This window comes from Streptomyces sp. NPDC057623 (genome assembly GCF_042800355.1).
Taxonomy (GTDB): domain Bacteria; phylum Actinomycetota; class Actinomycetes; order Streptomycetales; family Streptomycetaceae; genus Streptomyces.
In genome coordinates this window covers 55593-75576 of sequence record NZ_JBHVGZ010000028.1, presented here as the reverse complement: position 1 = coordinate 75576, position 19984 = coordinate 55593, and the positions used below count along the sequence as shown (strand labels likewise).

At 74.0% G+C, this 19984-nt stretch carries 8 protein-coding genes; 3 read left to right on the top strand and 5 right to left on the bottom strand.

The annotated features are described in order from the left end of the window. Positions 1–3 precede the first annotated feature (3 nt). The gene (locus ACFU95_RS26505; protein WP_383832041.1) at positions 4–12120 is read left to right on the top strand and encodes an amino acid adenylation domain-containing protein; all 12117 of its coding nucleotides are present in this window, start codon (positions 4–6) and stop codon (positions 12118–12120) included. Here ACFU95_RS26505 and ACFU95_RS26500 read toward each other — a convergent pair. The 3 genes from ACFU95_RS26500 to ACFU95_RS26490 all read right to left on the bottom strand — a co-directional run bounded on the left by ACFU95_RS26500 (position 12077) and on the right by ACFU95_RS26490 (position 15637). Continuing rightward, entirely contained in the window at positions 12077–13117 is a 1041-nt protein-coding gene (locus tag ACFU95_RS26500; protein WP_383832039.1) for an LLM class flavin-dependent oxidoreductase, read from the bottom strand. The genes ACFU95_RS26505 and ACFU95_RS26500 overlap by 44 nt on opposite strands. Before the next feature lie 81 nt (positions 13118–13198). Next, the gene (locus tag ACFU95_RS26495) at positions 13199–14701 is read right to left on the bottom strand and encodes a metallophosphoesterase family protein (protein WP_383832037.1); all 1503 of its coding nucleotides are present in this window, start codon (positions 14699–14701) and stop codon (positions 13199–13201) included. 81 nt (positions 14702–14782) lie between these two features. After that, a complete protein-coding gene (locus tag ACFU95_RS26490) occupies positions 14783–15637 on the bottom strand; it encodes an MHYT domain-containing protein (protein WP_383832035.1) in 855 nt (284 codons plus the stop codon). 293 nt (positions 15638–15930) lie between these two features. Between ACFU95_RS26490 and ACFU95_RS26485 the strand changes: the two genes are divergently transcribed. Continuing rightward, on the top strand, positions 15931–16824 hold the full coding sequence (locus tag ACFU95_RS26485; protein WP_383832033.1) for an arginase family protein: 894 nt from the start codon (positions 15931–15933) through the stop codon (positions 16822–16824). Positions 16825–16875: 51 nt separating this feature from the next. On the opposite strand, the gene ACFU95_RS26480 is transcribed toward ACFU95_RS26485, so the two are convergent. Continuing rightward, positions 16876–18066: an MFS transporter gene (locus ACFU95_RS26480; protein ID WP_383832031.1), complete on the bottom strand. Its 1191-nt coding sequence runs from the start codon at positions 18064–18066 to the stop codon at positions 16876–16878. Positions 18067–18138: 72 nt separating this feature from the next. Next, entirely contained in the window at positions 18139–18939 is an 801-nt protein-coding gene (locus ACFU95_RS26475; RefSeq protein WP_383832029.1) for a DUF899 domain-containing protein, read from the bottom strand. Between the two features lie 262 nt (positions 18940–19201). On the opposite strand from ACFU95_RS26475, the gene ACFU95_RS26470 reads away from it, so the two are divergent. Further along, on the top strand, positions 19202–19984 hold a 783-nt coding region (locus ACFU95_RS26470; RefSeq protein WP_383832119.1), incomplete at its 3' end, for an MFS transporter.

Here is a 19984-nt window from a genome sequence, read left to right as displayed (position 1 = left end):
CGCATGCCGACTCCCGGGCGCCGTACCGCCGCCACGCTCCTCGACGTACTGCGGCACGCCGCTGAGGAGTCACCCGGCCAGGTCGTCGTGCATGTCCGGGGAGACGGCAGCGAACACACCGTCACCTTCGCCGAACTCCGCGACGACGCACTGCGTGTGGCGGGAGGGCTCCGCGAGGCGGGACTGGAACCCGGCACGCCCGTTCCGCTGCTCGCGGATCGCGGCGAGGACTTCCAGCCGATGTTCTGGGGAGCGCTGGCGGCGGGACTCGTGCCGGTGCCGCTCGCCCCGGAGGCACGCCGGGTGGGACCGGTGTGGGAGTTCCTCGGCAGGCCCGCGGTCGTCGTGGACGACACCACCGACGCCCTGCTCGCCGAGATCCCGGGTCCGGTGCGCGCGTTGCGGCTGGACGCGCTGCGCGCAGGCCGCCCCTTGCGCTCGCTGCCCCGCCCAGAGGCCCAGGACCTCGCGTTTCTCCAGTTCTCCTCCGGTAGCACCGGTGCCCCGAAGGGCGTGGAACTCACCCACGGGGCCGTCCTCGCCAACCTCCGGCAGATCCGCGCCGCCATGGCGATCACGCCGGACGACGTGGTGGCGAGCTGGATGCCGTACTTCCACGACATGGGTCTGATAGGCACCCACCTCGTCCCCATGGCGGCAGGTCTGAAGCAGATACGACTGGAACCGCTGACCTTCGCCAAGCGCCCGGCCCGCTGGCTCGAAGCGGTGGACCGGCACCGGGCCACCCTGCTCTCGGCGGCGAACTTCGCACTGGCGCTCGCGGCGCGACGGGTACCGGACAGCACCTGGGCCGCACTGGACCTGAGCTGCGTACGCCTGATGCTCGTCGGTGCCGAGCCGATCGCACCGCGCGTGTGGCGGGAGTTCAGCGCCAGGGCGGGCGCGGCAGGGCTGGACGCCACGGCCATGCTCCCCGTGTACGGACTGGCCGAGGCCACGCTCGCCGTGACGGTGCCCCCGCTCGGGGAGACCGCCGCGCCCCTGCGACTGGACCGCGAGGCCCTCAGCCGTGGCCGTGCCGTCGCGGCCGAAGCCGGCCCGGACGCCGTCGAACTGATGGATGTGGGCCGCCCCGTCCCGGACTGCGAGCTCCGGGTGACCGACGATGCCGGGAAGCTCCTGGACGACCGCCGGGTCGGTCACATCGAGGTACGCGGACCCCAGGTGGCACGCGGCTACCGCCGCGCCCCCGAGGCGAGCGCGGCCGCGTTCGGCGGTGGCTGGCTGCGCACGGGCGACCTCGGCTTCCGGCACGAGGGCCGACTGTGCGTCACCGGCCGCCACAAGGACGTCGTCTTCGTCGGCGGACGTACCTTCCACGCATCCGACCTGGAAGAGACCGTGGCCGCCACGCCGGGACTGCCGGGCGGGACGGTGGCGGCGGTCGGGTCCACCGATCCACGGACCGGGGGCGATCGTGTGGCGGTGTTCGTCCAGTGGGCTCGGCCCGCCCTGGCCACGGCCCTTCCGGTGCTCGACTCGGCGGCTGCCCGGGTCCGCGAGGCACTGGGGCACGACGACGTACGCGTGTTGCCGCTGCCGCCGGGGGCGTTCCCCCGGACGACGAGCGGCAAGCTGCGCCGGGCGCTGATGCGGGAGCGGTTCGCGGCGGGGGCCTACGCGGCCGTCGAGGAGCGGCTGGCCGCGGCGCGGGCCGAGGGTCCGTCGGCTGCCCGGCGGGCCCGGCGCGGTCCGCAGGGGGACGCGCCGCGCTCGCGGCGTGACGTCGAGGAAGCGATCCGGGAGATCTGGGCACAGGCCCTGGACCTCGCCCCGGCGGCCATCGACCGGGACGACCGCTTCTTCGCCCTCGGCGGGTCCTCACTGAAGGCGATGTCGGTGCTCGCGGGGATCGAGGACGCCTTCTCCGTCACGGTGGAGCCCCGGGACCTGCGCGACCAGCACACCGTGGCCGCGCTGGCCGGTCATGTGCTGGCGCTGATCGGGGAGGCCGACGGAGCGTCCGAGGCGAGGCGGGTCGCGATGCCGGCCGACGAGCGCGCGGGGCGCCAACCCGTCGCCGTACTCGGCATGGCCTGCCGATTCCCCGGGGCGGACACCCCCGAAGCCTTCTGGGAACTCCTCCTCTCCGGCCGCGACACGCTGACGGCCGTACCCGGTGGCCGATGGGAGGACGTCCCCGGCGGCCGAAGGGATGGTGCCTCCGGCGGCCTACGGGACGACGCCCCCGACTTCTTCGGCTCCTTCCTCCCCGACCCCTCGGCCTTCGACGCCGCCTACTTCGGCATGGACGACGAGGAGGCCCGCGCGACCGACCCCCAGGCGCGGATCTTCCTGGAACTGGCCCACGAGGCCCTGGAGCGCGCCGGATACGCGGGCCCGCGCCGGACCGGCCGCAGGGTCGGCGTGTTCGCCGCCGTCGGCGACAGCGGATACCGCGAGATCCTGGCCGCCGCCACGGACGGCGACCTGGCCGGCCACCCCGGCGCGCTCACCGGCAACCTGCCCAACCTGATCGCCGCCCGCCTCTCCCAGGCACTCGACCTCGACGGCCCCGCCCTGGTGGTGGACACCGCCTGCTCCTCGGCCCTCGTGGCGCTCCACCTGGCACGGCGCAGCCTCCAGAGCGGCGAGTGCGACGTCGCCGTGGTGGGCGGCGTCCAGCTCGCCCTCACCCCGACCGGGCACCGGCTGCTCGAACGCGCGGGCGCGCTGTCCCCGACGGGCGGCAGCCGCCCCTTCGGTGCCGCCGCCGACGGAATCGTGCCGGGGGAGGGCGGAGCGGCCCTCGTCCTCACCCGTCTGGACGACGCCCTGCGGGACGGCGATCCGGTACTCGCCCTGGTCCGCGGCACCGCGGTCAACAACGACGGGCGGTCGCTGAGCCTGCTCGCCCCCAACCCGCGCACCCAGCGCGAGGTCATCACCCAGGCGTACGGCGCGTGCGGCATCGACCCCGACGCGGTGTCGTACGTCGAGGCGCACGGCACCGGCACCCCGGTCGGCGACCCCGTCGAGGCACAGTCACTCGGGCACGCCTTTGCGCCCCGCGCGGACGGGACCGCGCGCCTGCTCGGCTCGGTCAAGGCGAACATCGGGCACCTGCTCAACGCGGCCGGTATGCCGAGCCTGGTCAAGACGGTGCTGGCGCTCCAGCACCGCCGGCTCCCGCCCTCCCCGCACGCCGTCCCGGGCACCACCTTGCCCGCGCCGTACCTGGAGCGTGTCGCGCCCGGCTTCGAACTCGTCACCGAGCAGCGGGAATGGCGGGCTCCCGGGCCCCTGATCGCGGGCGTCAACGCCTTCGGCTTCGGCGGCACCAACGCCCACGCCGTCCTGGAGGAGCCGCCCGCACGGACACCCTCCGAGACTCCCGCCGCCGCCCACGGCCCCCACCTGCTGACGCTGTCGGCCCGCAGTGCCGACGCCCTGCGGGCGGCCGCCGTCGACCTGGCCGCCTATGCGCGCACCCACCCGGAGGCGCACGAGGCGGACATCTGCGCCACCGTGAACACCGCGCGTGACGACGGCCCCTACCGACTGGCCGTGATCGCCGACGGTGACCTGGCGGACCGCCTCGACGCCGCCCGCACGGCGGCGGACCGCACGCCCGCCCGGTCCCGCCCGCGGACGGTGTTCCTGCTGCCGGGACAGGGAGCCCAGCGCCCCGGCCAGGGGCGCGCCCTGTACCGGTCGGCTCCCGTATTCCGTGAGGTTCTGGACGAGGCGTCCTCGCTGACGGGGCCCGTACGCGGGCGCTCGCTCGCCGAGTGGTGCCTCGATCCCGGTATCGATCCCGGGGAGTTGGCCCGGACCGAGGTGGCCCAGCCGCTGCTCGTCGCCTTCGGCGTGGGGCTCGCCCGGCAGCTGGCGGAGTGGGGTGTGCCGGTCGACGCGGTCGCCGGGCACAGCGTGGGCGAGATCGCGGCCGCGTGTGTCGCCGGTGCGTTGACCCTGGACGAGGCGGTGGGGTTCGCCGCCGAGCGCGGGCGGCTGGTGGCCGAACTGGCCCTCCCCGGAACCATGGCCGCCGTCCGGGGCGACGAGGACACCGTCGCCGACCTCGTCCGCGCATCCGGCGGCTCGCTGAGCGTCGCTGCGGTCAACGGGCCGGATCAGGTGGTGATCTCGGGCGCCCGGGACGCCGTCGACCGTGCCCTCGCCGAACTGACGACACGGGGCGTGGCCGCACGCGGGCTCCGGGTGTCCCACGCCTTCCACTCGCCGTTGCTGGAGCCGGTCCTCGATCCGCTGCGGGACGCCGCGAAGGCGCTGACCCTCAAACCGGCGGCCGTGCCGATGCTGAGCACGGTCACCGGCGCGTGGCAGCCCGGTCTGTCGCCCGAGTACTGGCAGGAGCATGCCGTGCGGCCGGTGCGGTTCGGTGCGGCAGTGGCGAAGCTTCTGGAGGAGGGCTACGACACCTTCCTCGAACTCGGTCCGGGGAACACCCTCGGAGGGGCCGTCCGCGGGGTGGCGCGCGCTCAAGGTGCCGTGGACGTGGGGGTGTTGACGACCGGACTCACCTCAGTCGCGGGCAGTGACGCGGAGTTTTCGGGGTCGCGGGCGCTGCTGGAGACGGCGGGCCGGCTGTGGACCCGTGGCGCGATCCTGGACCGTGCGGCTCTGAACCGTGCGGCTCTCCGGACCAGCCGGACCACCCCGGCCGCCGGGCGTCCGAGAGTGCCGGTACCGACGTACCCCTTCCAGCGCACCCGCCACTGGCCACGCAGGACCGACGCGGTGCCTGTCGTGTGCCGGCTCGGCTGGGGGGACGCTCCGCTCACGCCTGCGGGCGGGCCCCGCGTGGTACGGCTGGCGGGAGGCGATCGGGCGCTCGGCCGGGCCTTGGCCGAGCGGCTCGCCGGCCGTGGGGTCACGGTTCTGAGGGACGACGCCGCTCACGGAACGGGCACGGCGACGGCGGACACCGTGGTGTGGCTGGGGGGAGAGGCGGGCGCCGGAGACAAAGGCCCGCAGACCCCGGGCACCACCGCCATCACCTCGTTGCGCCAGGTGCTGGACCTGCTGACCGCCGACTGCTCCCGGCTGCTGGTCGTCACCGAGGACGCCTGCGTCACCGGCGCGTCGCCGGAACGGGCACGCCCGCACCAGGCACTCCTGCACGGCTTCACGCTCGCACTCCCGACGGAGCACCCGGGGCTCGCCGCCCGCTGCGTGGACCTCTCCTCCCGCGACCCGCTCGACGCCCGGGTCGATGCCCTGGAAGCGGAGCTGTACTCGGCCCCCGGGGCGGGTGCGGAGGGCGCCGTGGCCTGGCGCGCCGGGCGCAGGCTCCGCCGTACGACAGCCGAGGTGGCCGATGTCGCCACGCCGCCCGGTGCCCTGCCGTCGGACGGCACCTACCTGATCACCGGCGGAGCCGGCGGGCTCGGTTCCGTGCTCGCCCGTGACCTGGCCGGGCGCGGCGCAGGCGAACTGATCCTGACCGGACGTTCCGCGAGCGTGCCCGAGGAACTGCTCGCCGAGCTCCGTGCCCACGGCGCCCGGGCCCGCTACCACGCGGCGGACGTGTCCGACGAAGCCGCCGTCGACGCCCTGTTCGCCACCCTGCCCCCGCTGGACGGGGTGTTCCACGCCGCCGGTACGGTCCGGCCCGGCACCCTCCGCTCCAAGACCGACGCGGAGATCGAGCAGATGCTCGCCGCGAAGGTGCGGGGCACGGTGCGGCTGGCCGACGCGCTGCGCCGGCACGGCCAGGAACCGGCCGTACGCGTCGCCTTCTCCTCCGTCTCCTCGGTGCTGCCCGGTCTCGCCGGCGCGCTCGGCGACTACGCGGCCGCCAACGCCTTCCTGGACGCCTTCGCCGCAGCCGAGCGCATGGCGGGCCGGCCCTGGCAGGCGATCGGGTTCGGCCCCGTCGCCGACGCGGGACTGGCCGCCGGTTCACCGGCCGAGGCGCGGCTGCGTGCCCGCGGACTGAGCCCCATGACCGCGCGGGCCGCGATCGCCGGGCTGCGGACGGCCATCTCCACGGGTGCCGCGCACGTGCTGGTGAGCCCCTCGAAGACGCCCGCAGAGCCGGTCGCCGCCATGGACCGCGCGGCCGACAGCCCGCCTGCCAGCCCCGCGCCGAGCACCGCCAGCCCCAGGCCGCCTGCCGCGGCCCGTCCCGCACCGCCCGCCGACGGCACGGTGCCCGACCCGGCCCGCTCGCCCGACCCGGCCCGCACGGCCGACCTGATCCGCCGTCTGCTGGCCGAGGCCCTGCACCGGGCTCCCGAGGGCATCGGGGACGACGAGCAGTTCCTCGGCCTCGGGCTGGACTCGCTGACCGCCGTCGACCTCGCGCGCCGCCTGGAGACGGAACTCGGGCTGCCCCTGCCCGCCACCCTGCTCTTCGAGTACCGGACGATCGGCGAACTGACCACCCACCTCGGCACACAGCGCCCGCCGGCATCCCGCGCGCCCGCCCCCCTGCGTCGCGGCCCGGCGGCCCACACGCCGCGCCCCCTCACGCCCCTCCAGCGCGCCTTCCTCACCACCGAGGCCCTGTACGAGGGCGTCACCGCCTACGGCTACCTCCGCCAGACCGTCCGCGGCCCCCTCGACCCCGACCTCCTCGGCCGGGCACTCGCCCACCTCGCCGCCCGCCACCCCATGCTGCGCCTGCGGATCACGCAGGACGGCACACCACCGAGCCAGTACTCCGCGCCCGCCGAGCCCACCGACCGGGCGCCCCGCTGGTACGAGGTCCACCAGCCCGACGGCACCCCGCCACCCCTGTCCGACCTCGAACAGCTTCTGTACAACCGGCCGTTCGACCTGACCGTCGAGGACCCGGCGCGCGCCCTCCTGGTCCGCGACCGGCGGGACGCCCACGTCACCCACCTGCTGCTGGCCGTCCACCACAGCGCGGCGGACGGCTTCAGCCTCAAGCTGCTGTGCGAGGAACTCTGGTCGCTCTACACCGACCTGGCCCACGGCCGCCCACCCGAACTCCCCGCCCCTCGCTCCGAGTTCGCCGACTACGCGGCCCTCGTCACCGCCGACCGCCGGTCCCCTGCCTTCGCCCGGGACCAGCAGTACTGGCGGGACCGCGTCGCGGAGCACACCGCGGCCGTCGCGGCGGGGGGACGGCAGGCGGACCTGCCGTACGACGGCGACCCGCGGGCGCTCCCGGCGCCCCCGCTCACCCACCACCAGACGACCGTCGACACCTCGCTGGCGGCGGCGCTGCGCGCGGTGGCGGCCCGGCACGAGGTCTCCCTCTTCCACCTGCTCCTCGCGGCGTACGGGCGTTGTCTGGCCCGCTGGAGCGGCGGGCAGCGGGCCGTCGCCGTGAACGTGGCCCGTGCCCGCCGTGAGGCGCCCCTGCCCGGAATCGATCGCCTCGTGGGCCCGCTCGCCGACACGCTGCCGGTGTTCGCCGTCGTCGAACCCGACGAGCCCGTGACCGCGCTGGCCCAGCGGTTGCGGCGCGTCTGGCGGGAGGCGGAGGCCCACGCGACGCTCGCCAGTCCCGACATCGCCGCGCTGCTGCCCACCACCGGCTCCGCCCCGCGTACGGTCGCCCCGGCCGGCTTCAGCTTCGCCCGCTTCCCCGTGCGCCACGGCCGGGACTGGCCGGTCACCGTGACCCCGACCGCCGCGGCCACCGCGTCCGCGGCGACCCGGCTGGGACTGCTGTGCTGGGAATCGGACACGACCCTGCACTTCTCCTGGAACCACCCCGCACACCTCTTCCGACGCGAGACCGTCGAACGCCTCGCGGGGGAGTACATGGCGGAACTGCGGGCCATGGCCGACCAGTCCGCCCTTGTGCGGCGGGACGACAGCGACGGGGGGATTCTCGACCGCCTCCGTGCCCGGTTCCGAGCCGCCCCGGGGGCCGTAGCGGTGGACACCGGCCGTACCACGCTCACCTACGCCGAACTCGACGCCGCCTCCGACACCCTCGCGGCCCGGCTGCGAGCGCGGGGCGTACAGCCCGGCGACCTGGTCGGCCTGCTCACCGAACCGGGCGGGGCGGACACCGTCGTCGGCGTCGTGGGCATCCTTCGGGCGGGCGCCGGATGGGTGCCCCTTGACCCGGCCCATCCGGTGGCCCGGGTGCGTGACCAGGTGGAACGCACGGGGATCGACGTGGTGGTCTGCCACTCCGCGACACGCGGGGCCGTCGCCGCCCTGGACGGGATCACACCGGTCGCCGTCGACGAACCGGCCTCGGCCGAGCCGTCGCCGTACGACACCGCTCCCGCCGACGCGGCCCTTGCCCCGGACGCCATCGCCTACGTGATCTTCACCTCGGGGTCCACCGGCCGCCCCAAGGCGGTTCCGATCACGCACCGGTCCATGCTCAACTACCTCGACTGGTCACTGACCACCTTCGGCTACCGGCCCGGGGACCGCCTCGTGCAGACGGCGTCCGTCTGCTTCGACGCCTCCGTGCGCCAGCTGCTGGCACCGCTCCTGGCCGGCGCAACCGTCCACACCCTCACCCGGGACCTCCTGCGGGACCCCGAGGCACTCCTCGAACGGATCGTCAACGACCGGATCACGGTGTGGAGTTCGGTGCCGACGCTGTGGGAGCGACTGCTGACCGCCGCCGAGACCCGGGCGAGGCTGGACGGGTCACCTCCGGACCTGTCGGCACTGCGCTGGGTCCACGTCGGCGGCGAGGCCCTGCCCGCCGCGCACGTACGGCGATGGTTCGACCTGGTCGACGGACACGGGGGAGCGGAGCACCGGATCTCCAACCTCTACGGGCCCACCGAGTCCACCATCAACGCCACCTGCCACATCATCGACACCCGGCCGGCCGACGACGTACGCCAGTTGCCCATCGGGCGGCCGGTGGCCGGGACCGAACTGGCCGTCGTCACCGAGGAGGGGAGTCCCGTCGCGCCCGGCGCGGCCGGCGAACTGCTCATCGCCGGAACCGGGCTGACCCCCGGCTACCTGGGCGAGCCGCGGCTGACCTCGGAGGTCTTCGTCGAGCGCGACGGCCGCCGCTGGTACCGCAGCGGTGACCGGGTCCGCCAGTCCGCGGACGGCGTACTGGAGTTCCTCGGCCGCCTCGACGACCAGGTCAAGGTCCGCGGCCACCGGGTGGAACCCGGTGAGGTCGAGGCCGCGCTGCTCGCGCACCCGGACGTCGCCCGCGCCGCCGTCCTGCTCTCCGAGGGACGCCTGCTGGCGTACGTCGAGCCCCGGACCGGCTCGGCCGATCCCGACCCGCGCGAGGTGCGAGCCTTCCTGGCCCGTGCGCTGCCGCCCTACATGCTGCCCGGACGCATCCGCTCGATCGCGGCGATCCCCCTGACCGGCACGGGCAAGATCGACCGCAAGCTGCTGGCCGCCGAGTCCGGGGAAGAACCCGGCGTGGACGCGTCCGACGGGGCCGACGAGCACGGCCCGGGAACCCCGCCCAGCACCCCGACCGAACGGACCCTCGCGCGTATCTGGTCGGCCCTCCTGGACGTACCGGACGTCACCCGCGAAGACGACTTCTTCGCGCTCGGCGGCGACTCCATCATGGTGCTCGACCTCTTCGCACGCCTGCGCGCGGACCTGCCCGCGGTCCCACGGCCGACCACCGTCTACACCCACCGCACACTCAGCGCACTCGCGGCGGCCCTCGACAGCGCGCCCGGTGACCCGTCGCCCGCCCCGGCCCCGGACCCCGGCCCCGCGCGGCCGCCGGGCCCCTACCCCCTCACACCCTCCCAACGGGGCTTCCTGCTCGCCGAGGCGGTCAACCCGGGGTCCGGCTCCGGCTGGCTCGCCCGGTTCCGGCTGCGCGGCCCGCTGCGCCACGACGTCCTCCAGCGTGCCGTGGACGTCCTGGTGGCCCGGCACCCGATGCTGCGCACCGTCTTCCCGGCCGGCGCCCGCCCGCCCGTGCAGCAGGAACTGCCGGACTCGCTGCGCCTGCCCGTGGAGACGGAGTCCCTCGCACACCACGACCTGCTGGAGCAGCGGATCGCCGAGGAGGCGGGGCGCCGACTGGAGCCCTGGGCCTGGCCGTTGCTGCGGCTCCGGCTGTTCACCGTGGCGCCCGCCGATCACGTGCTCCTCGTCCACGCGCACCACCTCATCGGCGACGGCTTCAGCGCCGCCCTCCTCGCCCGGGAACTGCTCACCGCGTACGACCGCCTCGACCGCGGTCTGCCGCACGGCCTGCCGCCGCTCGACAGCACCTTCCGCGACCACGTGACCAGGTCCCTTGAACGCCCGCATCCGCACGGCCCCGCGGCGGAGGCGTACCGTGCCCGCCTCCGCGCGCCCTACACGCCCCCCGTACTGCGTCGGCCCCACCCCGAGGGCGCCGAGGCCGCCGACACCCCACCGGCGTTCCACACCGCAGGCTTCACCGTGGACGCCGCCACGACCGGGGGACTGCGGCGGCTCGCCCGAGCAGCACACCGCACCCTGTACGCGCCGCTGCTCACCGCGTACTACCGCGCCCTCGCGGAACTCACCGGTCAGCGTGACCTGATGCTCGGGCTCGCGGTCACCGGACGCGAGGACTCCACCGCGGACGCGCATCGGGTGTTCGGCCCGTTCGCGGAGGCGGTGGCGCTGCGCCCGGCCCTGCCCGGCGACGGACCGCACCGACTCGCCGCCTTCGAGGACGACTTGCGGCGGCTCGCCGCCGAGGCCGACCTGGCCAGGGCCGAAGGCCCCAGCGAGGTGCGCACCGCCGCGGGACTGCCGCGCCACGCCCAGTTCTTCTTCACCTTCCTCGACTTCACCTCCCTGGGTTCCGAGCACGACGGGACCCTGACCCTGCACGCCGACGAGTCCGACACCGCGCTCGCCCCGCCGCCGCTGGGCACGGACGTGTTCCTCGCCGTGCGGCCGGTGGCGGACGGGGAGGGACTTCGCGTCACCGTGCGCGCCTCGGCGGCGGCCCTCACGCCCGGTGAGGTCACCGGGTTCGCCGAGGAGATGCGCGGGCAGCTGCGTCAGGCGCTGAGCGGGACCGCTGCCGCCCCCGACCGCGGCGGCCGTCGCAGGCGGCCCGGCCTCGACGCCGCGCTCGTCGGCTACCTGCCCGCCCCGCACCACCTCGCCGCCCTCGCCGGACTGCCGTACGACAGCCCCGGTCTCGGCCGTGAGGAGATCCGGGCGCTCCTGTTCCCGGACGGCCGGGCCCGCCTGCTGGAGGAGACGAGCACCCCGCTGGGGAACTCCGGCTTCGTCGCCCTCCCGCTGTTCGCCGACGAACTGAGCCCGGCCGGCGATCTGGCCGTCCGCACCGCTCGCGCCGTCGAGCACGCCGCCTCCCTCGGCGCCCGCTGCGTCTCGCTCGCGGGCATGATCCCGTCGCTCACCGGCTACGGCTACGACGTCCTGCGCGAGACCACCACGAGCGCGGCGATCACCACCGGACACGCCTCGACGACCGTCGCCGTGGCCAAGACCGTCCACCGGGCACTGGAGGCGACCGGCCGCGCTCTCGGCGACCTGTCCCTCGCCGTCGTCGGCTGCGGCTCGATCGGCACCTCGTCCCTACGACTGCTGCTGGCGACGGCATCCCGTCCCCCGGCCCGGCTGCTGCTGTGCGACCTGCCCGGCAGCACCGAGCGACTCGAACGGCTGGCAGCCGACCTGTCGTCCGGGCATTCCGCGATGCCGGTCCAGGTCGCGGAGTCCGGGCGCGCGCTGCCCGCTGCGGTCTACGAAGCCGACGTGATCGTCACCGCCGTCAGCGGCGCGACGGCTCTCCTGGACGTCGACCGGCTGCGCCCCGGCACGGTCGTGGTCGACGACTCCTTCCCGCACTGCTTCGACACGGCGCGGGCACTGGACCGGATGAGCCGCGCACAGGACGTGCTGGTCGTCGGAGGCGGCCTGCTGGCCCTCGAACGGACCGAGACACGGCTCGGCGAGGGGCTGCCGGCCGTGGCGAGCGCGAGCCTCGCCGTGCGACCGCCGGGGATCGCGGGCACCTTGGCCTCGTGCCGCCTGGAGTCACTGCTCCACGCCCGTCTCAGGGAGACCGGCCGGCCGCCGACTGACCTGCCCCTGACCCATGGCCTGGTCGACCTGCCCCGCGCCCTGGCTCACTGGGAGGCGGTGGAGGCCGCCGGGGTGCGGCCCGCGCCGCTGCATCTGCTCGACCGGGTCATCCTCCCGGACGCCACCCCAGCGCCGGACCGAGCCCGGTAGCGATGTCCGTGAGGATCTGCACGTAGTCCTCGTGCTCGAAGGTGAACGGCAGCGCGAACGCCACCTCGTCCACCTCGCGGAACGCGGCATGGGCGTGGAGGCGTTCGGCGATCTGCGCCGAGGTGCCGACGAGGTCCGGCGCGAACAGCAGGCGCGCCGGGCCCTGCGCTGACGCGGTGCGCGGGGTGCGCTTCGCGACGTACTCCTCGTACCGTGCGCGCTGCTCCGGCGTCGCGGAGTCGGTGGGGATGACGACGAGGCCCTGGGAGACACGGGCGTGGTCGCCGTCGGGGTGGTGGGAACGGAAGGCGCGGATGTGGGAGAGCTGGATGCCGGCGAAGTCCGGTGCCCTCGCCCCCGCGTCCTCGGGGCCTTCCACCTTGACGACGCTGCTGGTCAGGAAGTTCATCCCGTGCTCGCCGGCCCACCGGGCCGAACTCAGGCTGCCGCCGCCGTACCACATACGGCCGCCGAGGCCGGGGGACTGCGGCTGCACGCGGTCCGAGAACGTCTCGAACCCCTCGGCCCCGCTGAACTCCGTGGCCTGCTCGCCCCGCACGAAGCCCAGCAGTCGGCGCACCCGCTCGTACCCGAAGCCCTCGGCGTCGGCCGTGTCGGGGTAGAGCGCCTCCTTCACCCGGTCGTAGTGCATCGGCGGGCCCACGCTGACGCCCGGGTTGAGGCGGCCGCCGGACAGGAGGTCGACGGTCGCCAGGTCCTCGGCCAGCCGCAGCGGGTTCTCCCAGCCGAGCGGGATGACCGCGGTGCCCAGCTCGATCCGGCTGGTGCGCTGCGAGGCCGCCGCCAGGACGGCGACGGGGGAGGAGATGCCGTACTGGAGATGACGGTGGCGCAGCCACGCGCTGTCGAAGCCGAGCCGTTCACCGAGCTCGATGATCTCCAGCGTGGACTCGTGGCCACGGCGTGGGTCCGCCTCGTCGAAGAGCCCGATGGTGAGGAAGCCCAGCTTGCGCAGCGGGCGTGAGGTCGGCGGCATGAGCCCCTCCGTCATTGAACTTTCAATGGCATTCGGCAGTGCCAACTCGATCACGGACCCGCGTGTTCCCGAGCGCGGTGATCAGTTCAGGGGGATCGTGACCTCGTCCTCGACCGGCGGCTCGACCTCCTGCGCGCGGCTGCCGGTGGCGGCGTGGCAGCGCAGACGGACGGTCTCCGGAGTGACGTCCAGGCGCAGGAAGCACTTGAAGAACGGCGGGCTGTACGTCGCCGAGCTCGGGGAGAACAGCTGCGTGTAGATCTTGCGCACGGGCAGGCGGAACCGCGCGGTGCGGTCGGGGCGCCGACCCGCGCCGAGCAGGCCGGCGACCAGGCGGGTGCGCCAGGTGAGGCGGGCCGTGGTCTGCTGGGCCCGGGTCAGCGGGATGCCGAGCCGCTCGGCGACGACGGCCGACGCCTCGGCCTCGGTGAGGCTGAAGAAGCGGCGCAGGCGCAGCCGGCGGCCGTACAGCGTGCTGTAGAAGGCCAGGGAGTCACCGCGCAGCGGATAGCAGCGGAAGTCCTTCTCGGTGACGTTCGCGATGTCGACCCGCGGGATGGTGTGCGTGGCGTGCATGAACGCCCCGCCGCCGCCCGCGACCACGTACTGGATCGTGCGGCCGTCGACCTGGACCGGGTAGCGCTGGTAGTTGTGGATGTCACCGCCGATCGCCGCGACATAGCGGTGCGCCGGGTCACGGACGATCTCGTCGACGGTGCCGCCGCCCTCGATCGCACAGGGGTGGTGTTCGCCGTCCACGTACAGGGGCGAGCCCGTGATGAGGATCTTCGGGCGGGGATCCTTCGACACCTCGCGCAGCCAGGCGCCCTGCTCGGCGTCGAGGGTCCCGAGCAGCCCGGTGTCGATGCCGACGATCCGCACCGGCCCGGCGTCGATCGCCCAGTACGGCCCCGGCTGGACGGCCTGCTGGGCAGCCGCCGACCGCAACTTCCCGTGCTCCGCCAGCCGTTGGCCGTCTCCCTTGCGGGGGCGGTGCCACAGCAGCGACCGCAGCCAGGCCCGGCTGGGCGGACGCGGTGCGGGCTCGGGCGCGAGGGGCGGGGCGTCGTCGCAGAAGACGCGCATGAACGCGCCGAGGTCCTCGTACCAGTCGTGGTTGCCCGGTATCGCGTAGATCGGTGCCTGGTAGTCCTGGTAGGGCCGGAAGAACTTGCTGCCGTAGTCGTCGGCGCTGCCGACCGGATAGATCACATCGCTCGCGATGACCGCGAACCGGGTGTCCTGACCCGTCTTCAAAAGGCCCGGGACGACGGCGTACTGGGGATCGTCGCCCTCTCCCGTGTCGCCGATGACGAGGAAGGAGAACCGGTCCGGGTCGTCGCGCCGGATCACCTTGTCGGCGGGCGCCCCGGCGGCCGTCCGCTGCGCCACCCACCTGCCGCGGGTGCGGCCCGTGGGGTCCCCGAACCAGGACGCCAGTACGCCGTTGCGGGCGGCCCACAGCATCCTGGGGTCGAGCCAGGAGATCTTCTCGACCTTGTGCGGCATCAGCTGCTTGTACGCGCCGGGTTCGGCGGCGCCCCAGCCGGCGCCTTCGGCGGTATCGCGTGAGGAGTCAGACACGCGTGCACCGTAACAATGATCTAGAGAAGGCCGAGAAGGGGGAGCGCGGATCCGGCGCGTCGCCGCGCTCCCGCTCCCGGCTCACCACTTGCGGGCGTACGACTCCCGGTTGGGCCGCGGCGTACCGGCCGTTGGCCTGAACTCCGGGTCGGATGCGGGCTGTTGACTTCGCCGAGCCGTGCCGGACCGGATCCGCTCGCCCTCGCCCAGGACCAGAAGCGGGTCGAACATCACCACCACCCCGGCCAGCACGAGGAAGACGATCGGGCCCAGCAGCATGGGCAGCGCCAGCGAGGAGGGCGAGTCGCCCGCCCATGACGAACCGGTCGTGCCGTGCAGGTGCACACGGACGGCGGCCATGCCGGTGTAGTGCATGCCGGACACGGCGACGCCCATGACCAGGCTGGCGCCGAGGCTGGTCAGGAAGCCGCGGACGGTGACGGCGGCCCACAGCGCGGCGGTCGCGGCGACGATCGCGATCACGACGGAGAGGCCCACGGTGAGCACGTCGTAGTGGATGCTGCCGTCGAGGCGCAACGCCGCCATGCCCAGATAGTGCATCGCCGCCACTCCGAGCCCGGTGATGACGCCCGCGCAGGTCAGCGCGCCCCCGCCCGCCCCCCGGTAGCCCACGATGAACACGCCGACACCGACCACGACGATCGCCACGGCGAGGCTGAGGACGGTGAGCCCCGCGTCGTAGCGGATCCGGGCCTCCTCGACGTGGAAGCCGATCATGGCGATGAAGTGCATCGTCCAGATGCCGCAGCCGATCGACGCGGCACCGAGTGCCAGCCAACCGGGCCTCCACGACTGTCCGTTGAGCAGGGACCGGACGATGCACCGCAGCCCTAACGCCCCTCCTAAGCAGGCCATCAGATAGGCCGCGAGTGGGGCCACCGCGCCATAGCGGAACCCGTCAACCGTGCCTTGCATAAGCCAACTCCCCCCAGAGTTCTGGCCATTTGTGGAGCACAGGTCTACGTGTCAAGGGTGCGTAAATCAAGGCTTTACCGCCGGTAGCAGTTGAACTCTGCATCACCGTGAGTCAACTCCGGTCACACGCGGGCGAGTTCTGGCCAGCGGGCCGCTGTTCGTGACAACGCGTGCTACGACACGGGCGCCGGGCGGGTCGTTCCCCTTCCCGCCCGGGCGCGCCACGAGTGGTGGCCGCCCGCGGGATGTGGCACAGATGGAGTGTGTGACCGGATGAGGGAGTGAGGCCGGACATGCGGGAACTCGCGATCATCGAGGCACCGTCCGTGCTGGGCCTGCGGCCCTCCGGGGTCCAGGACCTGCCGACGGCCCTGCTCGACGCCGGTCTGCTGGACGGTCTCGACGCGGTACCGGGCGGCCGGGTCGAACCACCGGCCTACGACCCGACCCGGGACGCCGGCACCGGAGTCCTCAATCCGCACGCCATCGCGGACTACTCCGCCCGGCTGGCCGACACCGTCGGCGACGCCCTCGAAACGGGCCGCTTCCCGGTCGTCCTCGGCGGGGACTGCGCCATCCTGCTCGGCAACCTCCTCGCCCTGCGGCGCCGCGGACACCGCTACGGCCTGCTGTTTCTCGACGGTCACACCGACTTCTACCAGCCCTCGGCCGAACCGTACGGCGAGGTGGCCTCGATGGACCTCGCCCTGGTCACGGGGCGCGGCCCCCGACTGCTCGCCGACCTCGAAGGCAGGGGCCCGCTGCTGCGGGACGAGGACGTCGTGGCCTTCGGTTTCCGCGACGCCGACGAATCGGCCCAGGCCGGTATGCAGCCGCTGCCGCCGGAGCTGCACGCGATCGACCTCGACGGCGTACGCGCGTCCGGTGCCGCAGCGGCAGCCCGCCGGGCGGTCGCCCGCCTCACCGCCGCCTTCTGGGTCCACCTGGACGTCGACGTCCTGGACGACGCGATCATGCCCGCCGTCGACTACCGCCTCCCCGGCGGGCTGAGCTGGGAAGAGCTGGAGACAGTGCTGCGCACGGCACTCGGTGACGCGGGAGCCGTGGGACTCGACGTCACGATCTTCAATCCCCGCCTGGACCCCGACGGCACGATCGCCCGCCGCCTCGCCGAGTGCCTGCGCCGAGGGCTGTCGACGCGGGCCGGCCAGGGGCGGTCGGCGTAGCGGGCGCGGCGCCGAAGCCGACTCGACCACCCTTGTGGCGAAGGCGGGTTGTCACGTTCTCGCCGGCACCGGCCGGCGCAGCAGATAGGCGGCCGCGGTGGCGACCAGGACGGTCATACAGGCGATGAAGACCAGACCCGCGCCCTCCAGCCCCATCGGATCCGCCAGCACCCCGACACCGATCACCGGCACGGAGATGCCCGTGTACGCCACCACGAACAGGGTCGAGATCACTGCCGCGCGCTGCTCCGCCGGAGACGCCGCGGCGACCGAGGACAGCGCCCCACGGAACGACAGCCCCTGCCCGACCCCGCCGACGATCGCGCTCAGCACGACCAGCACCAGCAGGTCCCCCCACAGGGCCCCCGCGAGCAGCGCCAGCCCGGCGAGGAGCCCGGCACAGCCCAGCGGCAGCGACCGCCCGACGCCGACCCGGTCGACGGCAAGCTGCCCGGCCGTCGAGGCGAAGAACGCCAGCGCCACCACCAGCCCGCTCACGGCATGGTTGCGCTCGTTCAGGGACTCGGCGAGAAACGCCGGGCTGACCGAGGTGAACACCCCGAACAGGGCGAAACCCGCGAACGAGGCGATGGCGGCCGGCCCGAACACCGACCGCACCTGCGGGGGCAGGCTGGGCCGCTGCGGCCGCACGGTGCGCAGCGAACTCCGCTCCCTGACGGTCTCCGGAAGCCACGTCAGAACGACGGCCGCGCACACCACCAGGGCGAGGTGCACGGCGAACGGCAGGTACAGCGGCCAGGGGGCGTACTGCGCCAGCACTCCGGCCAGCAGCGGGCCGCAGCCCAGCCCGCCCATGTTGGCGGCGGTCGCCACCAGGGTGGCCCGGGCGGCGCCACCGGGCGGCGCCAGCTCCATCACGTACGCGGTGGCGGCCCCCGTGAGCAGACCGGCGGACAGCCCCGACAGCAGCCGCCCCACGAACAGCCAGCCCAGCCCCGTCACACACAGGAAGCAGACGGCACTCGCGGCCGCGAAGCCCAGGCCCCACCGAATCACCGGGCGCCTGCCCACCGTGTCCGAGGCGTTGCCCGCGAGCAGCAGAACACCGATGACCCCGAAGGCGTACACGGCGTAGACGACGGTGACCATCAGCTCGGAGAAGCCGAACTTCTCCTGGTAGTGGCCGTAGAGGGGAGTCGGGAGCGTGGTGCCGGCCATGCACACGGCGAACACCGCCCCGCTGAGCACACACGCACGCCACCCTCGGCGATCACCGTCCATGCCGCCGACCGTAACGCCGCACACCGCCCGGACCCGGCCCGGCACGCCACCGGTCGGCAGGCGTCCTACCCGTCAGGCGTCGTACTCGTCGGGCAGCCGCATCCCGGGCCCGCCGACCTCCCGTCCGAGCGGCTCCGTGCGGCCCTGCGGCTCCTCCCACGCCTCCTGGCGGCCGAGGGCGGTCAGGTCGAGGTACGGGTAGCCGTTGTGGAACTCCTCGATGCCGCGGCCGAACGTGGCGTACGTGTGGAACACCTCGTCGCCGACCCTCATGAACGCGCTGACGCCCGGGTAGTCGCCCCGCCAATCCTCCGACCACGCCGTGCCGGCCTCGGCGAGTTCGGCCTCGGAACGGAGGTTGATCTGCACCGGAGCGACCCGGTCGTCCACGGTGGCGTGGAAGTCGTAGTTGAAGTCGCTGCCGGCCGAGGAGTACCAGGGGAAGGTCCACCCCATCCGCGCGCGGTACGCGGCGAGCTTCTCGTACGGCGCCCGGCTCACCGCGACCAGCGACGTGTTGCGGGCGTGCAGCTGCCGCAGATGCGCGGGGATCTGGTCGGCCGCGGAGGAGCAGCTGCTGCAGCCCGTCTCGCGGGGGTGCTCGGTGCCGTCGTCGTCGACGATGTAGGTCCACATGAAGTGGTGCATGACCAGCTGGGGCCGCCCTTCGAACAGATCGAGCAGGCCGACCCGCCCGTCCGGGCCCTCGAAGGTGTACGGCTTGTCCACGCGGACCATCGGCAGCCGCCGCCGCGCGGCGTTGACCCCGTCACGGGCCCGAGTGAGCTCCTTCTCCCTGGCCAACAGCTCCTTACGGGCGGCGAGCCACTCCTCGCGTGACACGACGTCCGGCAGGTTCGCCATCGAAGTCATCCGGGATCTCCCCACAGGTCTCGTGCGACAGGGCGGCCCCTCCCGGGCGAGCGGGCGCCCCTCCAGCTTGCGCCCGCCCCACCGGTGCCGCACATCCGGGCGCGACGATTGCGTACCCGGTGTGCCGTCCGGTTCGTCCAAGCGCCGGCGATCTTTGTCCATGGTCGTATCCGCCACCACGCGTGAGGGTGGCACCATGAGCGAATCCACGGCCGGGGACACGGACTTCCTCTTACGCCTGAGCGCGACCGAACGGCGTCGGATGCCGAGCGGACTCATCGCCCTGGCACTCGGCGGCTTCGGCATCGGGCTCACCGAGTTCCTGATCGCCGGACTGCTGCCGCAGGTGGCGTCGAGTTTCGCGGTGTCCGAGGCCGCGGCCGGCCGGCTGGTCTCCGGCTACGCGCTGAGCGTCGCGATCGGCGCGATCGCGCTGACCGCGGCGACGGCACGCCTGCCCAGAAAGCAGGTCCTGGTGGGCCTGGTGGCGCTGTTCGTCATCGGCAACCTGCTGTCCGCGATCGCGCCGAGCTATCCGGTGATGATGCTCGGGCGGATCGTCGCGGCGCTCTGCCACGGCTCGTTCTTCGGGATCGGCTCGCTGGTCGCGCGCGACCTGGTCGCGCCGGAACGGAAGTCCCGCGCGGTGGCCGTGATGTTCGCCGGGCTGACGCTGGCGAACGTGCTGGGCGTGCCCTTCGGCGCGCTGGTCGGGGAGCGCTGGGGCTGGCGCGCGGCCTTCTGGGCGGTCACCGGGATCGGCGTGCTCGCGCTGGCGGGGATCGTCGCGCTCGTCCCCGGCCGGGAGCTGCCGCCCACTGCGCCGGGCGACGGCTCCGGCCCGCTCCCGCCCACCGGCCTGCGGGCCCAGCTCCGTGCGTTCCGGTCCTGGCAGGTCTGGCTGACCCTGACGGCCACCGCGCTCGGCTACGGCGGGATGTTCGGCGCCTTCAGCTATGTCGCCTACACCTTCACCGAGGTCGGCGGCTTCTCCTCCGCCGACGTCGCCTGGCTGCTGATGGTCTACGGCGTCGGCCTGGTCGTC

Bases quoted from the DNA above. Each gene is read 5' to 3' on its own strand.
- ACFU95_RS26505 (WP_383832041.1), top strand. From the start codon at position 4: ATGCCGACTCCCGGGCGCCGTACCGCCGCCACGCTCCTCGACGTACTG.
- ACFU95_RS26500 (WP_383832039.1), bottom strand. From the start codon at position 13,117: ATGCCGCCGACCTCACGCCCGCTGCGCAAGCTGGGCTTCCTCACCATC.
- ACFU95_RS26490 (WP_383832035.1), bottom strand. From the start codon at position 15,637: ATGCAAGGCACGGTTGACGGGTTCCGCTATGGCGCGGTGGCCCCACTC.
- ACFU95_RS26485 (WP_383832033.1), top strand. From the start codon at position 15,931: ATGCGGGAACTCGCGATCATCGAGGCACCGTCCGTGCTGGGCCTGCGG.
- ACFU95_RS26480 (WP_383832031.1), bottom strand. From the start codon at position 18,066: ATGGACGGTGATCGCCGAGGGTGGCGTGCGTGTGTGCTCAGCGGGGCG.
- ACFU95_RS26475 (WP_383832029.1), bottom strand. From the start codon at position 18,939: ATGACTTCGATGGCGAACCTGCCGGACGTCGTGTCACGCGAGGAGTGG.